The 25,919-nt window shown below is 71.0% G+C and carries 27 protein-coding genes; 23 read left to right on the plus strand and 4 right to left on the minus strand.

Translation table 11 applies throughout. The features are described from left to right. Positions 1-64: 64 nt before the first annotated feature. The 7 genes from ACYQ78_RS22935 to ACYQ78_RS22965 all read left to right on the plus strand — a co-directional run bounded on the left by ACYQ78_RS22935 (position 65) and on the right by ACYQ78_RS22965 (position 8,391). Complete coding sequence (locus ACYQ78_RS22935) at positions 65-793, plus strand: TIGR03936 family radical SAM-associated protein (RefSeq protein ID WP_459802940.1); 729 nt, start codon at positions 65-67, stop codon at positions 791-793. Positions 794-956: 163 nt separating this feature from the next. Continuing rightward, the gene (locus ACYQ78_RS22940) at positions 957-3,833 is read left to right on the plus strand and encodes an Rne/Rng family ribonuclease (RefSeq protein ID WP_459802941.1); all 2,877 of its coding nucleotides are present in this window, start codon (positions 957-959) and stop codon (positions 3,831-3,833) included. 172 nt (positions 3,834-4,005) lie between these two features. Beyond that, the gene (rplU, locus tag ACYQ78_RS22945; RefSeq protein WP_061297236.1) at positions 4,006-4,320 is read left to right on the plus strand and encodes a 50S ribosomal protein L21; all 315 of its coding nucleotides are present in this window, start codon (positions 4,006-4,008) and stop codon (positions 4,318-4,320) included. 6 nt (positions 4,321-4,326) lie between these two features. After that, positions 4,327-4,584 (plus strand): 50S ribosomal protein L27, encoded by a 258-nt coding sequence (gene rpmA, locus ACYQ78_RS22950; RefSeq protein ID WP_459802942.1) that lies wholly within the window; start codon positions 4,327-4,329, stop codon positions 4,582-4,584. Between the two features lie 85 nt (positions 4,585-4,669). After that, complete coding sequence (gene obgE / locus ACYQ78_RS22955; protein WP_459802943.1) at positions 4,670-6,013, plus strand: GTPase ObgE; 1,344 nt, start codon at positions 4,670-4,672, stop codon at positions 6,011-6,013. A gap of 8 nt (positions 6,014-6,021) precedes the next feature. Further along, positions 6,022-7,131 (plus strand): glutamate 5-kinase, encoded by a 1,110-nt coding sequence (proB, locus tag ACYQ78_RS22960; RefSeq protein WP_459802944.1) that lies wholly within the window; start codon positions 6,022-6,024, stop codon positions 7,129-7,131. Positions 7,132-7,140: 9 nt separating this feature from the next. Continuing rightward, complete coding sequence (locus tag ACYQ78_RS22965; protein ID WP_459802945.1) at positions 7,141-8,391, plus strand: glutamate-5-semialdehyde dehydrogenase; 1,251 nt, start codon at positions 7,141-7,143, stop codon at positions 8,389-8,391. On the opposite strand, the gene ACYQ78_RS22970 is transcribed toward ACYQ78_RS22965, so the two are convergent. Next, positions 8,388-9,035: a LuxR C-terminal-related transcriptional regulator gene (locus tag ACYQ78_RS22970; protein ID WP_459802946.1), complete on the minus strand. Its 648-nt coding sequence runs from the start codon at positions 9,033-9,035 to the stop codon at positions 8,388-8,390. The two genes, ACYQ78_RS22965 and ACYQ78_RS22970, sit on opposite strands and share 4 nt — an antisense overlap. A gap of 85 nt (positions 9,036-9,120) precedes the next feature. Between ACYQ78_RS22970 and ACYQ78_RS22975 the strand changes: the two genes are divergently transcribed. From ACYQ78_RS22975 to ACYQ78_RS22985, 3 genes are read left to right on the plus strand one after another with little or no spacing between them, the layout of a single operon-like run. After that, positions 9,121-9,285, plus strand: coding sequence for a hypothetical protein (locus ACYQ78_RS22975; protein WP_459802947.1), 165 nt, complete (start codon positions 9,121-9,123; stop codon positions 9,283-9,285). Next, positions 9,282-9,665 carry a DoxX family protein gene (locus ACYQ78_RS22980; protein WP_459802948.1) on the plus strand — a complete coding sequence of 128 codons (384 nt, stop codon included), beginning with the start codon at positions 9,282-9,284 and terminating at the stop codon, positions 9,663-9,665. The genes ACYQ78_RS22975 and ACYQ78_RS22980 overlap by 4 nt, the downstream gene beginning before the upstream one ends. Positions 9,666-9,717: 52 nt before the next feature. Then, a complete protein-coding gene (locus ACYQ78_RS22985; RefSeq protein ID WP_459802949.1) occupies positions 9,718-11,667 on the plus strand; it encodes a serine/threonine-protein kinase in 1,950 nt (649 codons plus the stop codon). 7 nt (positions 11,668-11,674) lie between these two features. On the opposite strand, the gene ACYQ78_RS22990 is transcribed toward ACYQ78_RS22985, so the two are convergent. After that, positions 11,675-12,694 carry a M48 family metallopeptidase gene (locus ACYQ78_RS22990; RefSeq protein ID WP_459802950.1) on the minus strand — a complete coding sequence of 340 codons (1,020 nt, stop codon included), beginning with the start codon at positions 12,692-12,694 and terminating at the stop codon, positions 11,675-11,677. A 48-nt stretch (positions 12,695-12,742) separates the two neighbouring features. Between ACYQ78_RS22990 and nadD the strand changes: the two genes are divergently transcribed. From nadD to ACYQ78_RS23045, 11 genes are all read left to right on the plus strand, one after another. Further along, positions 12,743-13,342 (plus strand): nicotinate-nucleotide adenylyltransferase, encoded by a 600-nt coding sequence (gene nadD, locus ACYQ78_RS22995; protein WP_459802951.1) that lies wholly within the window; start codon positions 12,743-12,745, stop codon positions 13,340-13,342. A gap of 82 nt (positions 13,343-13,424) precedes the next feature. Then, positions 13,425-13,826: a ribosome silencing factor gene (rsfS, locus tag ACYQ78_RS23000; RefSeq protein WP_459802952.1), complete on the plus strand. Its 402-nt coding sequence runs from the start codon at positions 13,425-13,427 to the stop codon at positions 13,824-13,826. After that, complete coding sequence (locus ACYQ78_RS23005) at positions 13,823-14,464, plus strand: histidine phosphatase family protein (protein WP_459802953.1); 642 nt, start codon at positions 13,823-13,825, stop codon at positions 14,462-14,464. The genes rsfS and ACYQ78_RS23005 overlap by 4 nt, the downstream gene beginning before the upstream one ends. 41 nt (positions 14,465-14,505) lie before the next feature. Beyond that, positions 14,506-16,230, plus strand: coding sequence for an ABC transporter ATP-binding protein (locus ACYQ78_RS23010; protein ID WP_459802954.1), 1,725 nt, complete (start codon positions 14,506-14,508; stop codon positions 16,228-16,230). Next, positions 16,227-18,011, plus strand: coding sequence for an ABC transporter ATP-binding protein (locus tag ACYQ78_RS23015; protein WP_459802955.1), 1,785 nt, complete (start codon positions 16,227-16,229; stop codon positions 18,009-18,011). Before ACYQ78_RS23010 ends, ACYQ78_RS23015 begins: the two co-directional genes overlap by 4 nt. 39 nt (positions 18,012-18,050) lie before the next feature. Next, on the plus strand, positions 18,051-19,145 hold the full coding sequence (locus tag ACYQ78_RS23020) for a carboxylate-amine ligase (RefSeq protein ID WP_459802956.1): 1,095 nt from the start codon (positions 18,051-18,053) through the stop codon (positions 19,143-19,145). Positions 19,146-19,202: 57 nt separating this feature from the next. After that, positions 19,203-19,553, plus strand: a complete 351-nt coding sequence (locus ACYQ78_RS23025) for a hypothetical protein (protein WP_459802957.1) — start codon at positions 19,203-19,205, stop codon at positions 19,551-19,553. Further along, the gene (locus tag ACYQ78_RS23030; RefSeq protein WP_459802958.1) at positions 19,550-19,930 is read left to right on the plus strand and encodes a hypothetical protein; all 381 of its coding nucleotides are present in this window, start codon (positions 19,550-19,552) and stop codon (positions 19,928-19,930) included. Before ACYQ78_RS23025 ends, ACYQ78_RS23030 begins: the two co-directional genes overlap by 4 nt. A 31-nt stretch (positions 19,931-19,961) precedes the next feature. Further along, positions 19,962-20,537 (plus strand): SRPBCC family protein, encoded by a 576-nt coding sequence (locus tag ACYQ78_RS23035; protein WP_459802959.1) that lies wholly within the window; start codon positions 19,962-19,964, stop codon positions 20,535-20,537. 127 nt (positions 20,538-20,664) lie between these two features. Next, positions 20,665-22,083: a CynX/NimT family MFS transporter gene (locus ACYQ78_RS23040; protein ID WP_459802960.1), complete on the plus strand. Its 1,419-nt coding sequence runs from the start codon at positions 20,665-20,667 to the stop codon at positions 22,081-22,083. Then, on the plus strand, positions 21,974-22,696 hold the full coding sequence (locus ACYQ78_RS23045) for an alanyl-tRNA editing protein (protein ID WP_459802961.1): 723 nt from the start codon (positions 21,974-21,976) through the stop codon (positions 22,694-22,696). The genes ACYQ78_RS23040 and ACYQ78_RS23045 overlap by 110 nt, the downstream gene beginning before the upstream one ends. Before the next feature lie 220 nt (positions 22,697-22,916). Here ACYQ78_RS23045 and ACYQ78_RS23050 read toward each other — a convergent pair whose 3' ends face one another. Together ACYQ78_RS23050 and ACYQ78_RS23055 are read right to left on the minus strand one after the other, a co-directional pair. Beyond that, positions 22,917-23,777 (minus strand): RNA polymerase sigma-70 factor, encoded by an 861-nt coding sequence (locus ACYQ78_RS23050; protein WP_459803375.1) that lies wholly within the window; start codon positions 23,775-23,777, stop codon positions 22,917-22,919. Between the two features lie 2 nt (positions 23,778-23,779). Beyond that, entirely contained in the window at positions 23,780-24,406 is a 627-nt protein-coding gene (locus tag ACYQ78_RS23055; protein ID WP_459802962.1) for a hemerythrin domain-containing protein, read from the minus strand. Positions 24,407-24,468: 62 nt separating this feature from the next. Here ACYQ78_RS23055 and ACYQ78_RS23060 point away from each other — a divergent pair, with 62 nt between their 5' ends. Together ACYQ78_RS23060 and ACYQ78_RS23065 are read left to right on the plus strand one after the other, a co-directional pair. Further along, positions 24,469-25,251: a MarR family winged helix-turn-helix transcriptional regulator gene (locus ACYQ78_RS23060; RefSeq protein WP_459802963.1), complete on the plus strand. Its 783-nt coding sequence runs from the start codon at positions 24,469-24,471 to the stop codon at positions 25,249-25,251. After that, positions 25,248-25,709, plus strand: a complete 462-nt coding sequence (locus ACYQ78_RS23065) for a DnaJ family domain-containing protein (protein WP_459802964.1) — start codon at positions 25,248-25,250, stop codon at positions 25,707-25,709. Before ACYQ78_RS23060 ends, ACYQ78_RS23065 begins: the two co-directional genes overlap by 4 nt. Positions 25,710-25,919 lie beyond the last annotated feature (210 nt).

Raw genomic sequence — 25,919 nt, forward strand, 5'->3', positions numbered from 1 at the left:
CGCACGAGACTGGAAGGAACACGGACCGCTGAGAAACGCTCCCGATGGACCCCCGCCCGCTCCGGTGGCGCAGCGCCTGCGTGTGCGCTACGCGAAACGGGGGCGGCTGCGCTTCACGAGCCACCGCGACATCTCCCGAGCCGTCGAACGGGCGGTCCGGCGGGCTGACATCCCGGTGGCCTTCAGCGCCGGGTTCAGCCCTCACCCGAGAATCTCCTACGCGGGTGCCGCCCCCACCGGGGTGGCCAGCGAGGCCGAATATCTCGAGATCGCGGTGACCCGCCCCTGCGACCCGCAGGCGTTGCGCGCCGCTCTCGACGCCTCGCTGCCGCCGGGCCTCGACGTCGTCGACGTGGTCGAGGCGCGCGTCGGCAGCCTGGCCGACCGGCTGGAGGGCTCGTTGTGGGAGGTGCGCCTGCCGGGAGCCGATCCCGGTGTGGCCGAGGGAGCGGTGAAGGAGTTCATGGCCGCGACGGAGATCGCGGTCGAACGCCTCACCAAGAAGGGGATGCGGAACTTCGACGCACGGGGAGCCGTGCTGTCGCTGACCGCTGACCAGGACGATCACGTGGAGGGAGGGCCGAATCAGTCGTGTGTCATACTTCGCATGGTTGTTCGGCACGAAACTCCGGCCGTCCGACCCGACGACGTGCTCATGGGTCTGCGTCTCGTGGCCGACTTCGCGCCGCCGTCACCGCCTTCGGTGACCAGGCTGGCGCAGGGGCCACTCGACGCGTCGACCGGTGAGCCCGCCGACCCGCTCGAAGCCGACCGGGTTGGTGGAGACCAATAGGACTTGCCGCCATGGCCCCGGAAGGTGGCCGGGCGGACCGCGAGAGACGAGAAGAGCCCCCGCGCGGCGCGGAAACGTGCCCGGGGGCTGACGGGAGAGCGCCCGCATGCTCGACAACGAGCCCATTGTCGGCGATACGACAACTGCAGATACGACGACCTCGGTGACAACGGCGAAGCCTGCCCGCAGACGGGCGGCCAGCCGCCCCGCGGGACCGCCGCCCGAGCCCGACGACATCCCTCCGGCCCCGGCCATCCAGGCGTCCGCGGCCGAGGCCCTCGGCACGGCCACTGCGGCCGCCCATTCGGGCGCCAACGGTTCGGCCCCGGCCGCCCAGGCGGAGAACGCGCCCGGAGCCGGTTCCGGTGCGGCCGGAGAGGCCGCCGAGGCCCAGGTGACCGCCGAGGTCGCTGAGAAGCCCAAGCGCACCCGCCGCCGGACCCGCTCCGCCGAGCCGGAGGCCACGGCCGAGACCGGTGAGGTCGGTGAGGCCGCCGGTGCCGCTGACGTGCCCGCCGCCGAGGCCCCCGCCGCCGAGGCCGAGGCCGTCGAGGTCAGCGCCACGCGTCGGCGTGCCACGCGGACCCGCGCGGCCACCAAGAAGGCGATCACGCCGGAGGCCGTCGTCCCGGAGGCCGCCGAGGTCCAGGCCGTCGAGGTGGCTCAGGACGAGGCGCTCGACGCCGAGATCGCCAAGCCCGTCCGGCGGAGCCGTACACGCAAGAAGGTCGAGGAGACGCCGGAGGCGGTCTCCGACGACGACGAGAAGCCGACGAGACGGCGCCGGACCCGCAAGAGGGACGAAGAGGTTCCCACGGAACGATCCAGCGCGCTCAACGCGGCCGAGGTGCAGGTCGCGGCCGCGATGCTGATCTCGCTGCCCACCGAGGAGCCGCTCGACGACGAGCCGGCCGGTGAGGATCTGGAAGACCTCGACGAGGGCGCCAAGCAGCCGTCACGGCTGGCCGACCCGTTCGGGTTCCACGCCGCCGAGCAGCCGCAGTACACCTTCCAGCGGCCCGCCGCCATATTCCAGCCGTTGTTCCAGGCGCCCGACGCCGCCGCGGCGATCCCCGCCCGGCCGCAGCCCGCGCCGCAGCCGGAACCCCAGCCGCAGCCCGAACCGGAGCCCGTGGCCGCCGAGGAGTCCGAGGAGGACTCCGACGACGACGGCGACGAGGAGTCCGGTGAGGGTTCGCGCCGCCGCCGGCGCCGCCGTGGTGGCCGCGGACGCGGTCGCGGCCGCGAGGAGAACGGCGACGAGCAGGACGGCGACGAGGAGCCCCAGGCCGCCGCCGAGGAGCCCGAGGAGGACTCCGAGGGCGACGACGAGAACGGCGAGGGCGGTTCGCGCCGCCGTCGCCGTCGCCGCCGCCGTGGTGGCGAGGACGAACCGGTCGTCTCCGACGATCCCCCCAACACCGTCGTGCGCATCCGCGCGCCGCGCGCCGGGCGGGCCACCACCACCTCGGTCGACGAGGTGCAGGGGTTCCGCGGGTCGACGCGCCTGGAGGCCAAGAAGCAGCGCCGCCGTGAGGGGCGCGAGCTCGGCCGCCGCCGCCCGCCGATCATCACCGAGTCGGAGTTCCTGGCCCGCCGCGAGTCGGTCGAGCGCATGATGGTCGTGCGCCGCCACGGCGGCCGCACCCAGATCGCGGTGCTCGAAGACGGCGTGCTGGTCGAGCACTACGTCGATCGCGAGGCCAGCCAGTCCTACGTCGGCAACGTCTACCTCGGCAAGGTGCAGAACGTGCTGCCCTCGATGGAGGCGGCGTTCGTCGACATCGGCAAGGGCCGCAACGCCGTGCTCTACGCCGGTGAGGTCAACTTCGACACCGCCGGGCTCGAAGGTCAGCCGCGCCGCATCGAGGCCGCCCTGAAGTCGGGCCAGTCGGTGCTGGTGCAGGTCACCAAAGACCCCATGGGTCACAAGGGCGCCCGGCTCACCTCGCAGATCAGCCTCCCCGGCCGTTATCTGGTGTACGTGCCCGACGGCTCGATGACCGGCATCTCGCGCAAGCTCCCCGACAAGGAGCGCACGCGCCTCAAGCAGATCCTCCGCAAGGTCATGCCCGAGAACGCGGGCGTGATCGTGCGCACCGCCGCCGAGGGCGCCTCCGAGGAGGAGCTGGCCCGCGACGTGTCGCGGCTGTCGGCGCAGTGGGAGAACATCCAGCGCAAGGCGAAGTCGGCCAGCCCGCCGGAACTGCTGTCGGCAGAGCCCGACATGACGGTCCGGGTGGTCCGAGACGTCTTCAACGAGGACTTCGCGAACCTGGTCGTCCAGGGCGACGAGGTCGCCCGGACGGTCGAGGAGTACGTCGACTACGTCGCCCCGCACCTCGCCGACCGCGTCGCCAAGTGGGACGAGGACGTCGACGTCTTCTCCGCCTACCGGGTCGACGAGCAGATCGCCAAGGCGATGGAGCGCAAGGTCTGGCTGCCCTCGGGCGGCTCGCTGGTGATCGACCGGACCGAGGCGATGACCGTCGTCGACGTCAACACCGGCAAGTTCACCGGCCAGGGTGGCAACCTGGAGGAGACGGTCACCAGGAACAACCTGGAGGCCGCCGAGGAGATCGTCCGTCAGCTCCGGCTGCGCGACGTCGGCGGCATCATCGTGATCGACTTCATCGACATGGTGCTGGAGAGCAATCGCGATCTGGTGCTGCGCCGGCTGCTCGAATGCCTGGCGCGCGACCGCACCAAGCACCAGGTGGCCGAGGTCACCTCGCTGGGTCTCGTGCAGATGACCCGCAAGCGGGTGGGCCAGGGGCTGCTGGAGGCGTTCTCGACGCCGTGCGACTGCTGCCACGGGCGCGGGGTGATCGTCTCGACCGAACCGGTCGAGGGGAAGCCCGAGCCGCGCGGCACGCAGGGCAAGATGGCCATCGAGAAGGCCGTGGCCGAGAAGCTGGAGAAGGCCGAGACCGGCGGCAACGCCGTCGCGGCCCACGACTCCCGCGACTCGGTGACCGACACCGTCGACGACCAGCCGCGCTCGCGGCGCAGGTCGCGAAGGTCAAGGTCAGCGGATTAGTTCACCACCGGCGGGCCGCTCGGTTCGACCTCGGGACCGGAACCCGGTACCCTAGAGAACCGGCGCGCCCTGGTGGCGCGCTTGGCTTCGCGCGCCCCTCCTGGTTCGCCGGTTCATCTGTTAGCGATCGGATGTCGGGGCGCAGCATCCAGTAGACAAGAAGGGTTCCGCGGTGTACGCGATCGTTCGTTGCGGCGGCAGGCAGCAGAAGGTCTCCGTCGGAGACGTCATCGAGGTCGACACGGTCGCCGGCGAGGTTGGTTCCTCGCTGACGCTGCCGGCGCTCCTCGTCGTCAACGACGGCGATGTCACGCATGACGCCGCCGCCCTGGCCCGTTTTGCGGTGACCGCCGAGATTCTCGGTGAGGTCAAGGGCCCCAAGATCCGCATCCTCAAGTACAAGAACAAGACCGGTTACAAGAAGCGCCAGGGTCACCGCCAGCGGTACACCCAGGTGAAGGTCACCGGCATCGACTCTGGGAAGTAGTGACTCATGGCACACAAGAAGGGCGCCTCGTCCACCAGGAACGGCCGTGACTCGAACGCCCAGCGTCTCGGTGTCAAGCGCTTCGGTGGTCAGCTCGTGAACGCCGGCGAGATCATCGTCCGCCAGCGTGGCACGCACTTCCACCCCGGCGACCTGGTCGGCCGCGGCAGCGACGACACGCTGTTCGCGCTGGCCGCCGGCCACGTGCAGTTCGGCCGTAAGCGCGGTCGCCGCGCGGTGAGCATCATCCCGGTCGCGGAGTAGATCCGCAGCACCGGAATAGGACGAGGCGGGTCGGTTCTACCGATCCGCCTTGTCGCGTTGTTAAGACCGAAAGGGTTGAGCCGCTGTGGCGGATTTCGTGGACAACGTCCTCCTGCACATCAAGGCGGGGGATGGCGGCAACGGCTGCGCGTCCGTCCACCGCGAGAAGTTCAAGCCGCTCGGCGGCCCCGACGGCGGCAACGGCGGGCGGGGCGGTGACGTGATCCTGGAGGTCGACCCCAACACCTCGACCCTCCTCGAATACCACCACCGGCCGCACCGCAAGGCCGGCAACGGCAAGCAGGGCGCGGGCTCCAACCGCGACGGCGCGATGGGCGAGGACCTGGTCCTCACGGTGCCCAACGGCACCGTCGTGAAGAACGCCAAGACCGGCGAGGTGCTGGTCGACCTGGTCGGCGTGGGCACCCGCTACGTCGCCGCGCAGGGCGGCTTCGGCGGCCTGGGGAACGCGGCGCTGGCCAACACCAAGCGCAAGGCCCCCGGGTTCGCGCTGCTCGGCGAGCCGGGCGACGAGGGCGACATCGTGCTGGAGCTGAAGACGGTCGCCGACGTGGCGCTCGTCGGGTTCCCCAACGCGGGCAAGTCGTCGCTGATCGCGGCGCTGTCGGCGGCCCGGCCGAAGATCGCCAACTACCCCTTCACGACGCTGATCCCCAACCTCGGGGTGGTGACGGCGGGCGAGGTGATCTACACGGTCGCCGACGTGCCGGGGCTGATCCCGGGGGCGTCCGAGGGCAAGGGCCTGGGTCATGAGTTCCTGCGTCACGTGGAGCGGTGCTCGACGATCGTCCACGTGCTCGACTGCGCGACCATGGAGCCCGGCCGCGACCCGCTGACCGACTTCGACGTGATCGAGGCTGAACTCGCGGCGTACGGCTCACTTCAGGACCGGCCCCGCATGGTGGTCTTGAACAAGGTCGACGTGCCCGACGGGCGCGAGCTGGCCGACATCGTGAAGCCGACCCTGGAGGAGCGCGGGCTGCGCGTCTTCGAGGTGTCGGCCGCCGCGCACGAGGGGCTGCGGCCCTTCTCCTACGCCATGGCCGAGATGGTCGAGCAGGCCCGCGCCGAGCGGCCGGTCGAGGAGCCGACGCGGCTGGTGCTGCGGCCCAGGAACTACGGCGAGACCGGGTTCTCCGTACGGCGGGTCAACGACGGCATGTTCCAGATCACCGGCGAGAAGCCCGAGCGGTGGATCCGCCAGACCGACTTCACCAACGACGAGGCCGTGGGCTACCTGGCCGACCGGCTGGAGCGGCTGGGGGTCGAGGAGGCGCTGATCAAGGCCGGGGCTACCATCGGCGCCGAGGTCGTCATCGGGTCGATGGAGAACGGCTACATCTTCGACTGGCAGCCTTCGGTCGGTGCCCGGACCGCCGGGCCCCGGGGCAGCGACAACCGCATCTAGGGGGAAACGTGGTCAGGGAGCGCATCGGCGCAGCCGGGCGGATCGTCGTCAAGGTGGGGTCGTCGTCGCTGACGACCTCGCAGGGCATGATCGACGTCGACCGCGTCGACGCTCTGGTCGACGTGCTGGCGGCCCGCCGCGCGGCCGGTTCGCAGGTCGTGCTCGTCTCCTCCGGCGCCATCGCGGCCGGGCTCGGCCCGCTCGGGCTGAAGGCCCGGCCGAAGGACCTGGCCACCCAGCAGGCCGCCGCCTCGGTCGGCCAGGGCGTGCTGGTGGCACGTTACACAAGCTCCTTCGCCCGCTACGGGCTGCGCGTCGGCCAGGTGCTCCTCACCGCCGACGACATGATGCGGCGCTCCCACCATCGCAACGCGCAGCGCACCCTGGCGCGGCTGCTGGAGCTGGGCATCGTCCCGGTCGTCAACGAGAACGACACCGTGGCCACCGACGAGATCCGCTTCGGCGACAACGACCGCCTCGCCGCGCTGGTCGCCCACCTGACCCACGCCGACGCGATGGTCCTGCTCTCCGACGTCGACGCCCTCTACGACGGCGACCCCCGGCGCCCCGGCGGTGCCAACCGCATCACCGAGGTACGCGGCCCGGAAGACCTCGAAGGCGTCGAACTCGGCACCTCCGGCCGGGTGGGCACCGGCGGCATGATCACCAAGGTGCAGGCCGCCAAGATCGCCACCGGTGCCGGGATCCCCGTCGTGCTGACCGCCTCGGCCCACGCGGCCCACGCGCTCGCCGGCGACGACGTGGGCACCGTCTTCCACCCGGGTGGCCGCCACCCCGGCACCCGCCTGCTCTGGCTCGCCCACGCGGCCACCGGCCGGGGCCGCCTCCACCTCGACGAGGGCGCCGTGAAAGCGGTGGCCGGGCGGCGGATGTCCCTGCTGCCCGCCGGTGTTCTCAAGGTCGAGGGCGAGTTCTCCGCCGGTGACCCGGTCGACCTGTGCGGGCCCACGGGAGACCTCGTCGGGCGCGGGCTGGTCAACTTCGACTCCGGCGAGATCCCCGAACTGCTCGGACGGTCGACGCGGGAGCTGGCCAGCAGCCTCGGGCCCGAATACGAGCGTGAACTGATCCACCGTGACGACATAGTGATTCTCTAGGAGCGGTCAATGAGCGAGTTCCTGCAGGTGGCGAACGCGGCGAAGGATGCCGCCCGGCTCCTCGCCCCGCTGCCGCGCGCGGCCAAGGACACCGCGCTGCGCGCCATCGCCGACGCCCTGGTCGCCCGCGCCGAGGAGATCGTCGAGGCCAACGCCGCCGACGTCACGAAGGCCCGCGCCGACGGGACGTCGGAGGCGATGATTGACCGGCTGCGGCTCGACGTGGCGCGCATCGGGCAGATCGCCGACGCCGTCAGGGACATCGCGGAGCTGCCCGACCCGGTGGGCGAGGTGATCCGGGGTTCCACTCTGCCCAACGGGCTTGAGCTGCGGCAGATCCGGGTTCCGCTCGGGGTCGTGGGGATCATCTACGAGGGGCGTCCCAACGTGACGGTCGACGCCGCCGCGCTGTGCCTCAAGAGCGGCAACGGGGTGCTGCTGCGGGGGTCGTCGAGCGCCTACTCGTCCAACACCGCGCTGGTGAAGATCATGCAGGAGGCCCTCGAAGGCACCGAGGTCCCGGCCGGGGCCGTGCAGCTGGTTCCCGGGCTGACGCGTGACTCCGTGAAGGAGCTCATGCGGGCGCGCGGGCTGGTCGACGTGCTGATCCCGCGTGGTGGCGCCTCGCTGATCAACAGCGTGGTCGAGGAGTCGTCGGTGCCGGTCATCGAGACCGGCGTGGGCGTCTGCCACGTCTACGTCGACGCCGCCGCCGACCAGGACATGGCGCTGCGGATCCTCGTCAACTCCAAGGCGCAGCGGGTGTCGGTCTGCAACTCGGCCGAGACGCTGCTCGTGCACGAGGCGATCGCCGCCGAGTTCGTGCCCAAGGCGGTCGCGGCGCTGGCCGAGGCCGGGGTGACCGTGCACGGCGACCCGGCGATGGTCGCCCTGGGCGGCTCCGGCGTGGTCGCGGTGACCGAGGAGGAGTACTCGACCGAGTACCTCTCCTACGACATCGCCGCCGCCGTGGTGCCGTCGCTGGAGGGGGCGGTCGCCCACATCACCCGCTACGGCTCGGGCCACACCGACGCGATCGTGACCGACTCACAGTCGGCGGCCAAGAGGTTCGTCTCGCTGGTCGACTCGGCGGCAGTGGCGGTCAACGCGTCGACCCGCTTCACCGACGGCGGTGAGTTCGGGTTCGGCGCCGAGATCGGCATCTCCACCCAGAAGCTCCACGCGCGCGGCCCGATGGGCCTGCCCGAACTGACCTCCACCAAGTTCGTGTACGTCGGCGAGGGCCACGTGCGCGGCTAGGACGCCCTGACGAGGACCCTGGTGCCCAGGCCCGCGTCGCGGGCCCGCAGGGCGGCGTCGAAGCGGCTCTCCGCCTCCAGCTTCGTCAGCACGTTGCTGACGTGGTTGCGGACCGTCTTCGGCGCCAGGCACATCTCCTTGGCGATCTCGGCGTTGCTGCGGCCGTCGGCCAGGTGCTCCAGCACCTCGTGTTCACGCTGGGTCAGCTCGGGGAAGGTCGTCCTGGTCGACCGCGTGGTCAGTTTTGTACGCAGCCCGGAAGCCACCTCGCAGGCGAACACCAAATGGCCGACGCCGACGGCGCGGATCGCGGTGGCCAGTTCTTCGGGGTGGGCGCTGGTCATGACGTAGCCCCGGGCGCCCGCGCGCATGGCGGCCATCAGGCTGAGCTCGTCGGCGTGCTGGCTGACGACGACGATCTTCACGTGGGGGCAGCGGCGGGCGATGTAGTCGACCTCGTGCAGCAGGGTCAGGTCGATCAGCAGCACGTCGGGGCCGAGTTCGACGGCGGCCCGCAGCGCGTCGGGGCCGTCGTCGGCCAGCGCCAGCAGCTTGATCCCGGGGGCGTCGGCCAGCGCCCAGCGGACTCCCTCGGTGTACAGGTAGGTCTCGCCGGCCACGACGACGGTAACGGGTTCGCTCATGGTCAAATCGTGGCCGACCTCTCTTGAGGATGACTTGGCAGTCACTTCAGTCACTCTCCGTGACCGGCGATGAGACATTGGTTCCATGGATCTTCTCGTCACGCTGAGTTTCATCGTGGCCGTCGTCGCGGGGGCCGATCGGCTGCTGCTCGCGATGGAGCGGCATGGGCTGATTCGCTGGCGGCACTCCGCGCGCCGTCCGGCCGAGCTCCGCGAACGCGGCGCCCGACTCGACTCGCTGCTCCGGTGAGGCCCGCCTTCTACGACGCCGCCGCCCTCTTCGGCCGGATCGCGCTCGGGACCACGTTCATCCAGCACGGCTACGCCAAGGCGCGCGGCGGCATCGACGCCACCACGCAGGCGATGACCCAGGCGGGGGTGCCCGCGCCGCGCGTGTCGGCCTGGTTCGCCACGATCGCCGAGCTCGGCGGCGGGATCCTGCTGGTCCTGGGGCTGCTGACGGCGGTCGCGGGGGCCATGCTGTTCGCGGTGATGTCGGGTGCGTTCCTGTTCGTCCACGTCAAGGACGGGTCGTTCGAACTCGTCACGGCATTGGGTGCGGTGGCCGTCATGCTGGCCGTGGCCGGACCCGGCCGGATTTCGCTGGATCGGTACGTCTTCCGGCGATGACCGGCGCGCCTCCGGGGAAATGTCGTGGCGCTCCCCTATGGTGACCAGACCTATGGGTGGACGTCTGGGGCGGGTCGGCCCATACGCGCTCCTGGAGCGCCTGGGCCGTGGTGGCATGGGCGAGGTCTATCTCGCGACGACCAAACGCGGTGAACAGGTCGCGCTGAAGATGCTCCGCGAGCCCATCGAAGGTGACGCCGACGCCCGATTAAGGCTAGATCGCGAGGTTCGTGCGCTTCGTCGGGTGGAGAGCCCCTACGTGGCGCGGGTCCTCGACGCCGACCTCTCCGGTGACCGGCCCTATCTGGTCATGGAGCACATCGCGGGCGACAACCTGCTGAATGCGGTCAAACGTGACGGGCCGCTGCCCGAGGTCGAGCTGATCCACCTCGCGCGCGGCCTGGCGACCGCGCTGGCGATCATCCACGCGGCCGGGATCGTGCACCGCGACCTGAAACCGGCCAACGTGCTAATGGGCGAAGAGGGCCCGGTGCTGATCGACTTCGGCATCGCCCAGGTCCTCGACGCGACCCGGATGACCCAGACCGGGACCTTCCTCGGCACCCCCGGCTACGCCGCCCCCGAACTCTTCGCGGGCGAGCAGGTCGGCGAACCGGCCGACCTCCACGCCTGGGCCGCGACCGTGGCCTTCGCCGCCACCGGCCGCCCGACCTTCGGCGGCGGCTCCGCGGAATCGCAGATGTACGCCATCCTCCACGGCAAGGCCGATCTCAAGGACGTGCCGCCGGCCCTGCTCCCGCAGATCAGGGCGGCCTTCAACCGCGACCCGGCCAAACGCCCGACCGCCGCGATCCTCGCCGACCGGATGACCCGCCTGGCGCGGGCGGCGGAGGAGCATGACGTACGGGAAAGGGAGTCCCCGACCACCGACGGCCCCGCACGCGGCGCCCGCCGAGGCCGCGCGGGTTCCGTTTCCGAGAGCACCAAGGACAAATCCGCCAAGGAGACCGGCACCAAGGATTCCGGCAGGGACACCGACGGCGGCAGGCGCGGGCGTGACGCCGCGAGCCGCGAACCGGCGAGCCGGGAGAGCGGCGCGAGCGCCGCCGAGGGCGGGCGCCGGGGCCGCGAGGCGGTGGGTCAGGAGAGCGGGTCGGCCGACGGCGGGCGCCGGGTCCAGGATGACGACGGTCAGGAGAGCCCGGCTGAGGGCGGGCGCCGCGGTCGGGACGGCACGGGCTCGGCTGATGGCCGCCGGACTCGGGAGGCCGCCGCTCAGGAGAGCGGTGCCGGGGCGGCCGAAGGGCGCCGCGCCAAGGACGCTGACGGCGGGCGCCGGGCGGGAAGCGCTTCGACGGACGGTGGGCGCCGGGGCACGGACTCCACCGACGGTCGTCGGACGCGGGAAGCCGCCGCCGTGTCGGTCGAGTCGCGGCGGGCCAAGGACAAGGAGACCGATTCGCGGCTCGGGGCCGAGGCCGTGGTGCAGACGCGGCGGAAGCGGGCCGTCAAGCCGCCCGAGTCGGTGCCCACGGGCGGCAACTCGCTGCTGGTGCTGGCCGCCGTGTCGGTGCCCTGCGTGATCGGGTGTGTGATCTACCCGGTCGCCACTTTCGCGGTGACCGGGGTGTTCGTCGTGCTGGCCCGCACCCTCTGGGTGGGGCACTGGCTGACGAGGAGGCGCAGGCCCGGACGGCTGAAGAAGGCCCTGCGGATCGGGCTGTTCCCGGTGTCGTTCTCCGGGGCGCTGATCGCCGGGGTCGCCTGGCCGGGGCTGCCCGCCGGGGCGCTGGCGTTCGGGGCGATGTGGGCGACCGCAGGGGGACGCCTGGCCCACGACTGGTGGGACCAGGCCGTGCCCGTCACGGTCGCGGGGCTCGTCTTCAGCGTCGTCTGCGGCGCGATCATCGGCCGCGAGGTCGAGAAGGTCGGCGCCGAGCTGCCGGAGCTGCGCAGAGAAGGGCTGCGGGCGCTGGCGGTGCTCGGCGGGTTCGTCGCGATCTGCGCCGCGGCGGTCCGGATCGTCGGATCGCTCTTCTAGCCCGCGACTAGTTTTCCCGGCGGGAGAAGCGGTTGAAGATGCGCTCGCCGGCGTTGACCGCGCCCTCGGCGACGTCGCGCAGCACGCCGATGAACGGGTCCTGCGACTGGGCCCACGACTCGCGGTAGGACGCCGCGGCGGCCTTGACCTCGTCGGTGAGCTTGGCGTTGTGGTCGTCGGTGCGGCGGGGGTAGTCGCCGGCGATGATCTGGTCGTAGTCGCCGCTGCGCCGCCAGCGGTCGAGCTCGGCGACCCGGGTGACCGCGAACGGGTGGGTGGTGCCCAGCAGGTTGAGCACCTTGAGCAGGCCGTCGCGGACGTCACCGGCGGTGTCGTATTCGCGGGCCTGGTCGAGGAAGGCCTCGATGTTCATCTCGTGGAGGCGGGAGCCGCCGGCCAGCTTCATCAGGGCGCGCAGCGCGGCGTCGGGGTCCTGACCCGCGAGAAGACCGCCACGGTCGGCGGACATCTCGGCCTTGCGGGCCCACTCTTCGAGCGCGGCGACGATCACGCGCAGGCCGATGTAGCCGAGGGGGATCCAGGCGACGCGGGTGGCCAGGCGGGTGAGGATCTGGAGCATCGTGCCGTAGACCGCGTGGCCCGACAGGATGTGGGCGGTCTCGTGGCCGACGACGAAGCGCAGCTCCTCGTCGTCGAGCAGGTCGAGACAGCCGGTCGAGATGACGATGAACGGCTCGTCGAAGCCGATGGCCATCGCGTAGACCTTGGGATCCTGCTGGACGTAGACCTCGGGGATCCGGGCCAGGTCGAGGATGTAGGCGCTGTCGCGGCCCATGTCGTACAGCGACCGGAACTGGGTCTCCGACGTGCGGACGGCCGAGGCGAGGAACATCAGGCGCAGGCGGCGCTCCGAGAACAGCCCGGAAGTCCGCTTGAGCACCGAGTCGAAGCCGGTCAGCGAGCGCATCGCCACGAGGGCGGACCGGTCGGCGGGGTGTTCGTAGGCACGGGAGCTGATGCCGGGCAGCGGCGTGCGGCTGCGATCGGGAGTGGTCATGCTCGGCATGCTACGTCGGTGCTCAGCACGACGCGCGTCAACGTTATCGTCCGAACTATGAGAAACGGGGCTCCAACCAGGCGGCTTGGAATCATGGGCGGCACCTTCGACCCGATCCACCACGGTCACCTGGTCGCCGCCAGCGAGGTCGCGCACCACTTCGATCTGGACGAGGTGGTGTTCGTCCCGACCGGCCAGCCGTGGCAGAAGGCCGACCGGACGGTGTCGGCCGCCGAGGACCGCTATCTGATGACCGTGATCGCGACCGCGTCGAACCCCGCCTTCTCGGTCAGCCGGGTCGACGTCGACCGGCCGGGGCCGACCTTCACGATCGACACCCTGAGGGACCTCGCGGAGTCGTACGGGCCCGGGACCGAGCTCTACTTCATCACCGGCGCCGACGCCCTGGCGCAGATCCTGGGCTGGCGGGACGCCGAGGAGCTGTTCACGATCGCCCATTTCGTCGGCTGTACTCGGCCGGGGCACACGCTCCAGGATCCGGGCCTGCCCAGCGGGAAGGTCAGCCTGATCGAGGTGCCGGCGCTGTCGATCTCGTCGTCGGAGTGCCGTGACCGGGTGGCCGCAGGTCAGCCGATCTGGTACCTCGTCCCGGACGGGATCGTCCAGTACATCGGCAAGCGGGGTCTTTACCGATAGGGCGGCAATAGGCTTGAACCGCACGCCGACGGGTGGGCACTCTGGGATCACGCATCCCCGTCATGGAGGAACAAACCGCATCGTGACCGCATCTGAACGCTCCATCCAGCTCGTATCGGTCGCCGCCGAGGCCGCGGCCGACAAGCTCGCCGACGACATCGTCGCCTACGACGTGAGCGACCGGCTGGTGATCACCGACGCCTTCGTCGTCTGTTCCGCCTCCAACGACCGGCAGGTCAGGGCGATCGTCGACGAGATCGAAGACCGTCTTCGCGTCGAGGCCGGGGCCAAGCCCGTGCGCCGTGAGGGCGAGCGGGAGGGCCGCTGGGTGCTGCTCGACTTCGTCGACATCGTGGTCCACGTCCAGCACGAAGAAGAGCACAACTTCTACGGGCTGGGGCGGCTCTGGAAGGACTGCCCGCCCATCGAACTGCCCGAGAGCGTGGCCCAGGCCGCCGCACAGAGGTCGCGGGGTGAGGGGTGACCCGCCGGATCGTCTGTCTCCGGCACGGCCAGACCAGCTGGAACGCCGAACACCGCTTCCAGGGGCACACCGACATCCCGCTCGACGAGACCGGGGTCGCCCAGGCGGCCCGGTCGGCGTCGCTGCTGGCGTCGCTCCGGCCTACGAAGATCGTGTCGAGCGATCTCAGCAGGGCCCACGACACCGCCCGCGCGCTCGGACGGATCACCGGTCTCCCGGTCACCGCCGACAAGGAGCTGCGTGAGCGCGGCGGCGGCGAGTGGGAGGGCCTGACCGGCGACGTCATGAAGGCCCGCTGGCCGGTCGAATACGCCGCCTTCGAGCCGCCGGGCGGTGAGACCGAGATCGAGGTCGCCACCCGGGTGTCGGCCGCGATCCTCCGGTGGGTCGAGGAGATCGACGACGACGGGCTGCTCGTGGTCGTCTCCCACGGCGCCGCGCTGCGGCTGGGCATGCTCGCCGTGCTGGGGCTGCCGCGGGAGTCGTGGCACGCGCTCGGCGGGCTCGGCAACTGCGCGTGGTCGGTGCTCAAGGAGGGCCGCAAGGGCTGGCGGCTCGTCGACCACAACGCGGGCACCCTCCCCGAGCCGGTCAGCAGCGACGACAAACCGGAGTTCCAGGACGACGGCACGCGATAGTGCCCTCCCGGGAAACCGGCTGAGCCTGTAGTCGTGGGGACATGCACTTGTTGTCCCTCTGGCGACTCAAGTCGTATCTCCGGCCCCATCTCACCGTCGTCATCGTCAACTGGGTCGCGGCCGTCGTCGGCATCGCCGCCGGGCTCGCGATCCCCATGGTCGGCAAGGAGATCATCGACGGCCCCATCGCCGCCGGTGACCTCACCGCTCTGACGCCCCTCGGCCTGCTCGCCCTCGCGCTGGGCGTGGTCGAGGCGGCGATGATCTGGCTGCGCCGCTGGACGCAGGGCCTCGCGGTGCTCGCCGTGGAGACCGCCCTCCGCGACGACATCTACGCCCACCTCCAGCGGCTCCCCATGAGCTTCCACGACGAGTGGCAGTCGGGGCAGCTCCTCTCCCGGGCCACCACCGACCTCAGCACCATCCGCCGCTTCTTCGGGTTCGGCGCGCTGTTCCTCGTCATGAACGTCATCCAGCTCGTCGTGGTGACGATCCTGCTGCTCAACCTCTACTGGCCGCTCGGCCTGCTGGTCGCGCTGGCGGCGGTGCCGATCATCACCGTGTCGGCCCGGTTCGAGAGGCGCTACCGGGGGATCTCCCGCACCCTCCAAGATCGGCAGGGCGACCTGGCCACCCACGTCGAGGAGTCGGCGCTGGGCATCCGCACCATCAAGGCGTTCGGCCGGGGCGGCCATGTCCTTTCCCGGTACGACGGCCTCGCGGTCGTCGTGAAGGACACCGCGCTGGCCAAGGTCCGCCTGTCCTCCCGGTTCTTCACGTTCCTGGAGATCGTGCCGAGCGTCACCCTGGCACTGGTGCTGCTGCTCGGAGCCTCGGCGGTCGGGGGCGGCACGCTGTCGCTGGGCACCCTGGTGGCGTTCACGAGCTTCGTGCTGCAGCTGGTCTGGCCGGTGTCCTCGCTCGGCTACATCCTGGCGATGGGCCAGGAGGCGATGACCGCCGCCGACCGGGTGCTCGAGGTGCTCGACACCAAGCCCGCGATCACCGGCGGCGCCCTCGTGCTCGACCGGCCGCGCGGCCACCTGCGGTTCGAGGGCGCCGGGTTCCGCTTCCCTGGCGCCGACCGGCCCGTCTTGGACGATCTGTGGCTGGAGGTGCACCCCGGCGAGACCGTGGCCGTCGTCGGGGCGACCGGCTCGGGCAAGACCACCCTCACGGCGCTGGTGCCCCGGCTGCTCGACGTGACGTCGGGACGGGTGAGCGTCGACGGCCACGACGTGCGCGACCTGACGCTGCCGTGCCTGCGGTCGATCGTGGCCACGGCGTTCGAGGAGGCCACGCTCTTCTCGATGAGCGTGCGCGAGAACGTGACGCTCGGGCACCACACGGCCACCGACGCCGAGGTGCGGGCCGCGCTGGAGGTGGCGCAGGCGACCTTCGCCTACGACCTGCCCTGGGGGCTCGACACCCGGATCGGCGAGCAGGGCATGTCGCTGTCGGGCGGCCAGCGGCAGCGGCTCGCGCTGGCGCGGGCGGTGCTCGGGCGGCCGAGGATCCTCGTGCTCGACGACACCCTGTCGGCGCTCGACGTCGAGACCGAGGCGCTGGTCGAGGAGGCGCTGCGGCTCGTGCTGGCCGACGCGACCGGGATCGTGGTCGCCCACCGGGCCTCGACCGTGCTGCTGGCCGACCGGGTCGCGCTGCTCGACGGCGGCACGATCACCCACGTCGGCACCCACCGGGAGTTACTCGCGGGGGTGCCGGGGTACCGGGCGCTCCTGGCCGCCGAGGAGGTGCTGAGTTGACCGACTGGCGCGGGGTCGCGGCGGAGAACCGCGACGACCTCGACGAGCGGGCCAACGTCCTGCTCAGGGCCCGGTCGCGGCGGCTGCTCGGCGATCTGCTGCGGCCGCACCGCAGGGCGCTCGCGGGGCTCGTCGCGCTGATCGTGGTGTCGAACGCGGCGGGGCTGTCGGTGCCGTACCTGGTCAAGATCGGGATCGACACCGGCATCCCGGCCGGGATGCGGACGCTGTCGATGATCGTGGCGGTGATCCTCGGGGCGGCGCTCACCCAGGCGCTGACCCGGCAGGCGTTCCTGCGGTTCTCCGGCCAGATCGGGCAGGAGACGCTGCTGGAGCTGCGGCGCCGGGTGTTCGGGCAGTTCCAGCGGCTGTCCCCGGCCTTCCACGAGAAGTACACCTCGGGGCGGGTGATCTCGCGGCTGACCTCCGACGTGGAGGCCATCGCCGAACTGCTCGAAGGCGGCTTCGACGGGGTGATCACGGCCGTGCTGACGCTGTTCGGCACGGCCGCGATGCTGCTGGTCCTCGACGTGCACCTCGGGCTGGTCGCGCTGGCGCCGTTCCCGGTGCTGTTCCTGATGACGCGCTGGTTCCGGCGGGCCTCTCTCACCGCCTACCGGCGTAGCCGCGACGCGGTCGCCCAGGTGATCGTCCACTTCGTCGAGTCGATGACCGGGATCAGGGCGGCCCAGACGTTCCGCCGGGAGCCGCGCAACCAGGAGATCTTCGAGGAGCTCGACGAGCGCTACCGGGCGGCCAACCTGGTCAGCATGCGGCTGGTCGCGCTGTTCCAGCCCGGGGTGAAGCTGCTCGGCAACGTCACCATCGCGGCGGTCCTGATCTACGGCGGCCGGCTGGCGATCGAGGGCGAGGTCACGGTCGGGGTGCTGGCCGCGTTCCTGCTGTATCTGCGGCAGTTCTACGAGCCGATGCAGGAGATTTCCAATTTTTACAACACGCTCCAGTCGGCGGGTGCCGCGTTGGAGAAGCTGTCGGGTGTGCTGGAGGAACGCCCCGGTGTGGCCGAGCCGCTCGTGCCGGTCGCGCTGCCCGCCGCGAGGGGGGAGGTGCGGTTCCAGGACGTCCGGTTCCACTACCACCCCGACGTGCCCGTGCTGCACCGGCTCGATCTGGTGATCCCGGCCGGGCAGATCGTCGCGGTCGTCGGGGCGACCGGGGCGGGCAAGACCACGCTGGCCAAGATGGTCGCCCGGTTCTACGACCCGGTCACCGGCCGGATCACCCTCGACGGCGTCGACCTGCGCGATCTCGGGGAGGCCGCGCTGCGGCGCGCGGTCGTCATGGTCACGCAGGAGAACTACCTGTTCGGCGGGAGCGTCGCCGACAACATCAGGTTCGGGCGGCCCTCGGCGACGGCGGCCGAGGTCGAGGCGGCCGCGGCGGCGGTCGGGGTGCGCGGGTTCGTCTCCTCGCTCGACGACGAGGCCGGGAAGCGGGGCGCGCGCATGTCGGCCGGGCAGCGGCAGCTCGTCGCCTTCGCCCGGGTGTTCCTCGCCGATCCGGCCGTGCTCATCCTCGACGAGGCCACCTCCAGCCTCGACGTGCCCGGCGAACGGCTCGTCCAGCGGGCCCTGCGGACGGTGCTGACCGGCCGGACCGCCCTGATCATCGCCCACCGGCTGTCGACCGTCGAGATCGCCGACCGCGTTCTCGTGATCGACGACGGCCGGGTGGTGGAAGACGGCCCGCCCGGCGAGCTGATCGCCGCGTCGGGACGGTACGCGGGCCTCCACCAGGCCTGGCTCGACAGCTTGACCTGATTCGTGCACATTCTCCGGATGATGGGTAGATCACCCCTTATGACTCGCTTGGTGGCGCTGGGCGTGGAAGAGGAATTCCACGTCGTCGATCTGGTCAGCCGCCGGCTGACCCCACAGGCCCATGTCGTCCTCGACGGGCTTCCCGACACGAGTTTCTCGGCCGAACTGCAGCAGGCCGTCGTCGAGACCAACAGCACCCCGACCCCCGACCTGGCCGCCCTCCGCGCCGACCTCGTCGACCTGCGCCGGCAGCTGATCGCCTCCGCCGAACCCCACGGCCTGGGCATCATCGGCTCCGGCACCGCACCCTTGCACGGCGCCGGGGGGTTCGAGCTCACCCCCGACGAGCGTTACCAATATCTGCTCGACACCTACCAGTTCATCGCCCGCGAGCAGTTCATCTGCGGCGGACAGGTCCACGTGGAGATCACCGACCGCGACCTGGCCGTGCTGGTGGCGCAGCGGGTGCAGCCGTGGCTGCCCGTCTTACTGGCCGTCTCGGCCAGCTCGCCCTACTGGTTCGAGACCGACAGCGGATACGCCAGCAGCCGGGCCCTGGCCTGGCAGCGCTGGCCGACCGCCGGACCGCTCGGGCCGTTCGAGTCGGCCGCGGAATACGACCGGGCCGTCGCCGACCTGGTCACCTCCGGGGTGATCGACGACCGGGGGATGGTCTACTTCGACATCCGGCTGTCGGCCCACGTGCCGACGATGGAACTGCGGGTGTGCGACGCGCTGCCCCGGGTCGACGACATGATCCTGCTGGCCGGGCTGTTCCGCGCCCTGGTCGTCAGAGAGACCGACGCCGTGGAGGCCGGCACCCCGCCCCGGCTCGACCACCGGCCCGCGGTGCTGCGGGCCGCGAGCTGGCGGGCGGCCCGCTCCGGGCTGGGCGGCGACCTCATCTCGCCGCTCACCGGGAAGCCGGGCCCGGCGGCGGCGCTGGTGGAGACGCTGCTGAACGAACTGCGCCCCACCCTCGACGCGCTGGGCGACTGGGACACCGTCTCCGCACTCGCCTCCGACCTGGTCCGGCGAGGGGACTCGGCGGGGCGGCAGCGGGCGGCGTACAAGAGGAAGGGGCAGGCCACCGACGTGGTGGACCTGCTGCTGGGGGAGACCGCAGAAGGGTGACGGTTCCGGTGGGCCGCAGGAGAGGGACCGGCGCGGCCCACCGGTACCCTGCTGGGCATGTTCTCCGCCTTTTCCGGATGGGTGATCGGCGCGGCCCTGCTGCTGGCCGTGGTCTCCCTCGTCACGGCGATCCGGAACCGGCCCATGGGGGCCGTCATCCTGGCCGGGCTCGTTCTGGTCGAGGTGGCCCTCGTCGTGCAGGCCGTCATCGCGTTTCCCAAGGCCGGTGAGGTGACCGAGCAGGCCACGTTCGTCGGTTACCTCCTCGGCACGATCGTCATCCCGCCGGCCGCCCTGTGGTGGGGGCGCGCCGAACGCACCCGCTGGGGGCCCGCCGTGATCGCCGTGGGCGCGTTCACCGCCGGGGTCATGACCGGGCGGCTGCTCCAGCTCTGGAACATGGCGTGAACACCGGGCCCGGCCGTCTGCTCGTCGCCGTCTACGGCGTGTTCGCGCTGGCGGCCTCGGCGCGGGCGGGGGTGCAGATCGCGACGAAGTTCTCCGAGGCGCCGCTGGCCTACGCGCTGTCGGCCTTCGCCGCCGCCGTCTACATCGTGCTGACCGTGGCGCTGGCCAGAGGGAACGGGCGGTTGGCGCTGGTGGCGTGCCTGATCGAGCTGGCCGGGGTGCTGATCGTCGGCACCCTGTCGATCGTCGACTCGCAGGCCTTCCCGCAGGCGACCGTGTGGTCGGGCTACGGCAGCGGCTATCTGTTCATCCCGCTCGTGCTGCCCATAGTCGGGCTGCTCTGGTTGTTCAGGACGCGCAGACTCGGGCAGGTGTGACCGTTCCCCCCTAGTTCAGGAGGAACGGCGAATGAGCACGATCGAACACACGGTGGACGTCGAAGTGCCGATCCGGGCCGCCTATGACCAGTGGACGCGGTTCGAGTCCTTCCCCGAGTTCATGGAGGGCGTCGAGTCGGTCAAACAGCTCGACGACCGCCGCACGCAGTGGGTCGTCGAGATCGCCGGGATCCGGCGCGAGTTCGAGGCCGAGATCACCGAGCAGACCCCCGACCACCGGCTCGAATGGCGGTCGCTGGAGCGTCCGCGTCACTCCGGCACGGTGACCTTCGAAACCCTCGGCGCGGGCGCGTGCCGGGTGTCGCTGCGGATGGAGTACGACCCCGAGGGGTTCGCCGAGACCGTCGGCGACGCGCTGCACATCGTGCACATGCGGGTCAACGGCGACCTCGACCGGTTCAAGGAGTTCATCGAGTCGCGCGGCGCCGAGACCGGCGGCTGGCGCGGCACGGTCGACGACCGGCACGAACCCGGCGGGACCCTGCCCGGCGACACCGGCCTTCCGGCGCCAGGCCCCACGCCCCGGCCGTCGTATGGCAACCCCCGTTACGACGAGGGTCCGCCGCTGACGCCCCCCGTCCACTGAGCCACTGATCTGCGCGGGCGGCCTCCGGGCCGCCCGTTTTATTACGGCTGGTTTGCCTAACTGGACAAAAAGGACCTAAACTTGTCGAATCATAGGATGATTCGATGAGTGGGGGACTGAGTTAGGCATGGCAGCGATCGCCGCCCGCCGAAGCCGTACCGGATCGATTGCCTGGCTGGTCGCCTTGGGAATCGTGTTGGCCGCGCTGAACCTGCGCACTGCGGTCAGCAGCGTCGGCCCTGTATTGGACCAGGTCAGAGACTCTCTCGGCATGTCGGCGGTGACCGCGGGCGTGCTCACCACGCTGCCGGTCCTCTGCTTCGCGGCCTTCGGCGCGGTGACTCCGGCCCTGTCCCGGCGGGCCGGGGAACACCGGCTGCTGGTGGCGGCGCTGGTGCTCACCGGCGTGGGCCTGCTGATCCGGTCGCTGGTGGACGACGTCTCGGTGTTCCTGCTGGCCAGCGCGGTCGCCCTGTCGGGTGGCGCGATCGGCAACGTGCTGATCCCGACGCTGATCAAGCGGCACTTCCCGGGGCGTCCCGGGCCGCTGACCACGCTCTACTCCGTCGGCCTCGCGTTCGGCACGATGATCTCGGCCGCCGCGACCGTGCCGATCCAGAAGGCGGCCGACGGCAACTGGCACATCGCCCTGGGGGTCTGGGCGGCGCTGGCGGCCGTGGCGGTCATCCCGTGGCTCGCGCTGCTGCGCACCGAGCCCGAGCGCGGCGCGGGCGGCGGGATCAAGCCCGGTGACCTCGTGCGGAACAAACTCGCGTGGGCGATGGCCGGGTATTTCGGGTCGCAGAGCCTGATCGCGTACGTCATCTTCGGCTGGTTCCCGCAGTTCCTGCTGGACCACGGCTTCACCGGTGAGCAGACCGGGACCATCATGGCCATCTTCGCGGCCGTCGGCATCCCGATCTCCCTCGTGGTGCCCGCTCTGGCCACGCGGATGCGCGACCAGCGGGGGCTGGTCCTGGTCTTCGTCGCCATCTACGTGATCGGCTTCGGCGGGCTGATGACCGGCCAGATGATCGTGCTGTGGACGATCATCCTGTCGCTGGCCATGGGGTCGTTCCCCCTGGCCCTGGCGCTGCTGGGGCTGCGCACCCGGACCGCCGAGGCGACCGCCGCGCTGTCGGCCTTCGGGCAGAGCGCCGGATATCTCATCGCGGGGGCGGGACCGCTGCTGGTCGGCCTGCTCTACCAGGTCTCCGGCGGCTGGACGCTCCCGTTCGCGCTGCTCTTCGTGGTGGTCGCGGGCCAGGCGGTCACCGGATGGTACGCGGGGGGCGATCGGGTTCTGGACGACGTGCCCGATAATGGCGAATATGGACATTCGCGCATCGACCCAGGTCACGTATCCCAAGGGCGGGCTGACCGGGTCGTCGGAAGTGGTCGCGCGGGTGCCGCTGGGGGGCGGCCACGGAGTGATCGTGGCCCGGACGCCGTTCCATCCACTCGACCACGCGTGGCCCGACCAGCCGGCCGACACCGGCCTGCTCGCCGGGGCCCGGGTGGTCGACTGCCAGACCGGTGCGACTGACGGCGAATTCCTCTACATCGGCGACGAGATCCCGGTGAAACGGGGCGCCGAGGGCTGGAAGTGGCTGGTCGTCCACATCATGGAGGAGCCCATCGAGGGCCAGGTCGAGCTCTGGGTCGACCCCGACCGGCGGCACGGCCTCTCGGCTGGCCACACCGCGTGTCACCTGACGGCGCTGGCGCTCAACGAGGCGCTGGCGCCGCTCTGGCGTAAGGAGGCCCGGCTCGACAGCCTCGGCCACCCCGACTTCGACCAGCTCGCCATCACGTCGTCGCGGATCCTCAACCACGGCAGCCGTGACGTCTACCGGCTCGGGAAGTCGCTGCGGCGCAAGGGGTTCGACGCGGCCGGGCTCGATCTGCAGGCGGTGACGTCGCAGGTCAGAGAGCGGATCAAGGAGTGGATCGCGGCCGACGCGCCCGTGTGGGTCGACTGCCCCGACGAGGATCTGACCGCCCGCCGCACCTGGCGCTGCCTGCTGCCCGGCGCGGAGGCCTCGATCCCGTGTGGCGGAACCCATCTCAGCAGTACGGGAGAGCTCAACGCGGTCGAAGTGGATCTCGCCTTCGACGGCGAGGAACTGGCGATGACGACCCGGGTGTCACGCAAATGACCCCGGACACAAGGGTGGCCGCCCGAGGCGACCTGACCTCGCCTCGGGCGACCACTTCACAAGCCTAGGCCATGGGAGGTGGATCGGGCCAATCTGCCCCCCATCCTTTACATCATTCCCAGGGTTTTCGCCGGTCGATCTGGCCGATTTCGCGGCGTTTTCGAGCGGTGGACGGCTCAGAAACAGGCACAATCCGGCAAGTGCGTACCGTTCCAAAGACTCACAGACGGGCCATCTTCTCGGGGTTGGCCACGGTGTAGACGGTCTGGATCAGCCCGTCGGCCACCACGACGGAGAAGACCGCCACCGCGCGGCCATCGGCGTGGACCACCACCGCCGGGCCGCCGTTGACGTCGGCGATCTCCACGGTGAGCTCGGCCTGGACGCCGTTGAGGAAACGGCTGACGCCGCGTTCGGTGGTGATGGCGACCAGGAACCTGGCCACGTTGGCGGCCCCCACGAGGATGTTGCGCGGCGCCCTGGCCTTCCCGCCGCCGTCGCCGACCAGGGTGACGTCCTTGGCCAGCAGGGCGGTCAGGCCGTCGAGGTCGCCCCCGGCGGCGGCGCTGACGAACCGCTCGGTGATCGCGCGGCGCTCGCCCCGGTCGACGTCGTAGCGGGGACGCCGCTCCCTGACGTGGTCGCGGGCCCGTTTGGCGAGTTGGCGGACCGCCGCCTCGTCGCGGCCGAGGATCGCGCCGATCTCGGCGTGGCCGTAGCCGAACGCCTCCCGCAGGACGAAGACCGCCCGCTCCAGCGGCGAGAGGGTCTCCAGGACGACCAGCAGGGCCAGCTCGACCGTGTCGGCCAGTTCGGCCTCTTCGGCGATGTCGGGGGTGGCGACCAGTTCGGGCAGCCAGGGGCCGACGTAGGACTCGCGGCGGGTCCTGGCCTGGCGGAGCCGGTCGATCGCGAGGTTCGTGGTGATGCGGATGAGGTAGGCCCGCTCGTCGTCGGCGTGCCCCTCGGGGAGCTGCGACCAGCGCAGCCACGTCTCCTGGACGACGTCCTCGGCGTCGGTGACGCTGCCGAGGATGCGGTAGGCGACCCCGATCAGGGTCTTGCGGTGCTCGCTGAACATAGTCACCCAGACGTATCACCCCCGCCGGACGTGACATGCGCGCGGGCCGCGCGATATTCCGGCAGCCAGTCGTCGCGGTAGGCCGCCGTGATCGATTCGGGCAGGGCGCCCAGGACGCGGGCCGTGCGCTCGTCGCCGGCGGAGTCGAGCACCCACGGCAGGTAGCGCCGGGTGTCGGCGCCGATCCGCTGCCGGTGCAGCGCGCCGAACCCGGCCCAGCCCTCGGGGGACAGGACGGCCGCGATCAGGGGGAGGGTCTGGCGTTCCTCGTGGGCCAGGTGGGCGGTGAGCCGGTCGCGCAGGACCGCGACGTTCTCGGCCAGGGCCTCGGGGGTGGCACTCGACTCGACGGCGATCAGGGCGGGGTCGATGACGGCGTGCTCGGCCTCCATGGCGTCGAGGAGGGCCAGGTCGGTCGCCGGGACCACCTCGCGCAGGGCGGGCCACAGGGAGTCGTCTTCCGAGGTGTGGTGGACGTGCAGGTAGGTGCTGAACAACTCCCAGGTCACCGTGGCCTTGAGGAGGGTGCCGGGGTGGTCGGTGGGGGTGTCGGTCAGGCGGGCGACGCGGTCGAGCTCGCGTCTGAGGGCGTCGTGGAGGGCGTACATCATCGTCATGTCGATGCTCATGTCGGGGACTTTATTATCAACTTACTTAACCGTCAACGACTTAACTATCTTATGCTGACGGGGTGCGGGAGTACCTCGGCTTTCTGTTGCGAACCCTCTACGCCCGCATCGCCGCCGACGGCGCCGGGCCACGCGACCTCGTGCTCCTCGACACGCTGGCCGACCAGCCGGTGGGCTCCCAGCAGGAGCTGGCCGTCCACCTCGGCATCAACCGCACGATCATGGTCAAGCTCATCGACCGGCTGTCCGGCGAGGGGCTCGTCGTCCGGACGGTGAACCCGGCGAACCGGCGGTCGCAGATGATCTCGGTGACGTCCAGGGGACGTGAGGTCCTCGAGGAGATGCGGGCGGCGATGGCCGCCCGCGACGGCGAACTGACCGCCGCCCTCACCCCATCTGAGCGGGCGCGCTTCACCGAGCTGCTCGGGCGGCTGGTGGGGTCGGTGGGGGGCGTCGACCATCTGGTCTCCCAGGCCCACTTCATGGCGCGGCGCCGGGGCGACGCGCTGCTGGCCGACGCCGGCCTGAAGATGCGCTATTTCGGGCCTCTGTGGACGATCGGTCAGCACGGCCCGTGCCCGCAGCAGCGGCTGGCCGAGGTGATGGGCTACACCGAGGCGGCCGCCGCCCAGGTCGTCGACGAACTCGTGTCGAGTGGGTCGGTGGCCAGGGGGCAGGACCCGCTCGACCGGCGTCGCTACGCGCTCGAACTCACCCCTTTGGGGATGGAGCGCCTAGAAGTCGCCCAGAAGGCGGCGGATACCCTTCAGAGGGAACTGATCGCCGCCCTGGGAGGTCCCGCCGAGGGCGAGGAGTTCGGGGAGCTGCTCCGGAGGCTGGTGTGACCGACCGCAAGCCCGTCGGGATGAATTTCGAGACCTGGATCGACCGGCAGATCCGCGAGGCCGCCGAGCGGGGCGAGTTCGACGATCTGCCCGGGGCGGGGAAGCCTCTTCCCCGCGGGCACGACGACGAGATGGGCTGGATCAAGCGCAAGCTCGACGAAGAGGGGCTGGAGTTTCCGCTGCCCGGGGGGCTCGGGCTGCGGCGCGAGGCCGAGAAGGTTCGCGCAGCGGCCGTGGCGGCTTCGTCGGAGGAGCGGGCGCTGGCGCTCGTCGAGGAGATGAACGAGCGGATCAAGGACGCGGTGCGTCACCCGATGGACGGGCCGCCGGTGATCGTCCCAATGCTCGACGTGGACGACGTGATCGCGGCCTGGCGAGAGGCGCACCCCGCGCCGGTGCCGCCTCCGGCGGCCACGGCGCCGCCGCCGCGTCGTCGATGGTGGCGACTGGGTTTCTAGTCCGGTCGAGGTGATCTCTGTTCGGGCGCGCTGCCGCTATGGCGTCGCTGATGGTGGCTGTTGTGTGGGCTGGGCAATGTGCTCGCGGCTTAGCTCGCATCGCATCAAGAGGTCGTGGCGCCGTTGCTCAGTGGGCCGACCGCCGGATGGTGATCAACGGCTGGTCTGTCGTGGTGGGGGTCACCCGCCACGACAGACGTGGCTACGTTG

The sequence above is a fragment of the Herbidospora sp. RD11066 genome, from assembly GCF_054661255.1.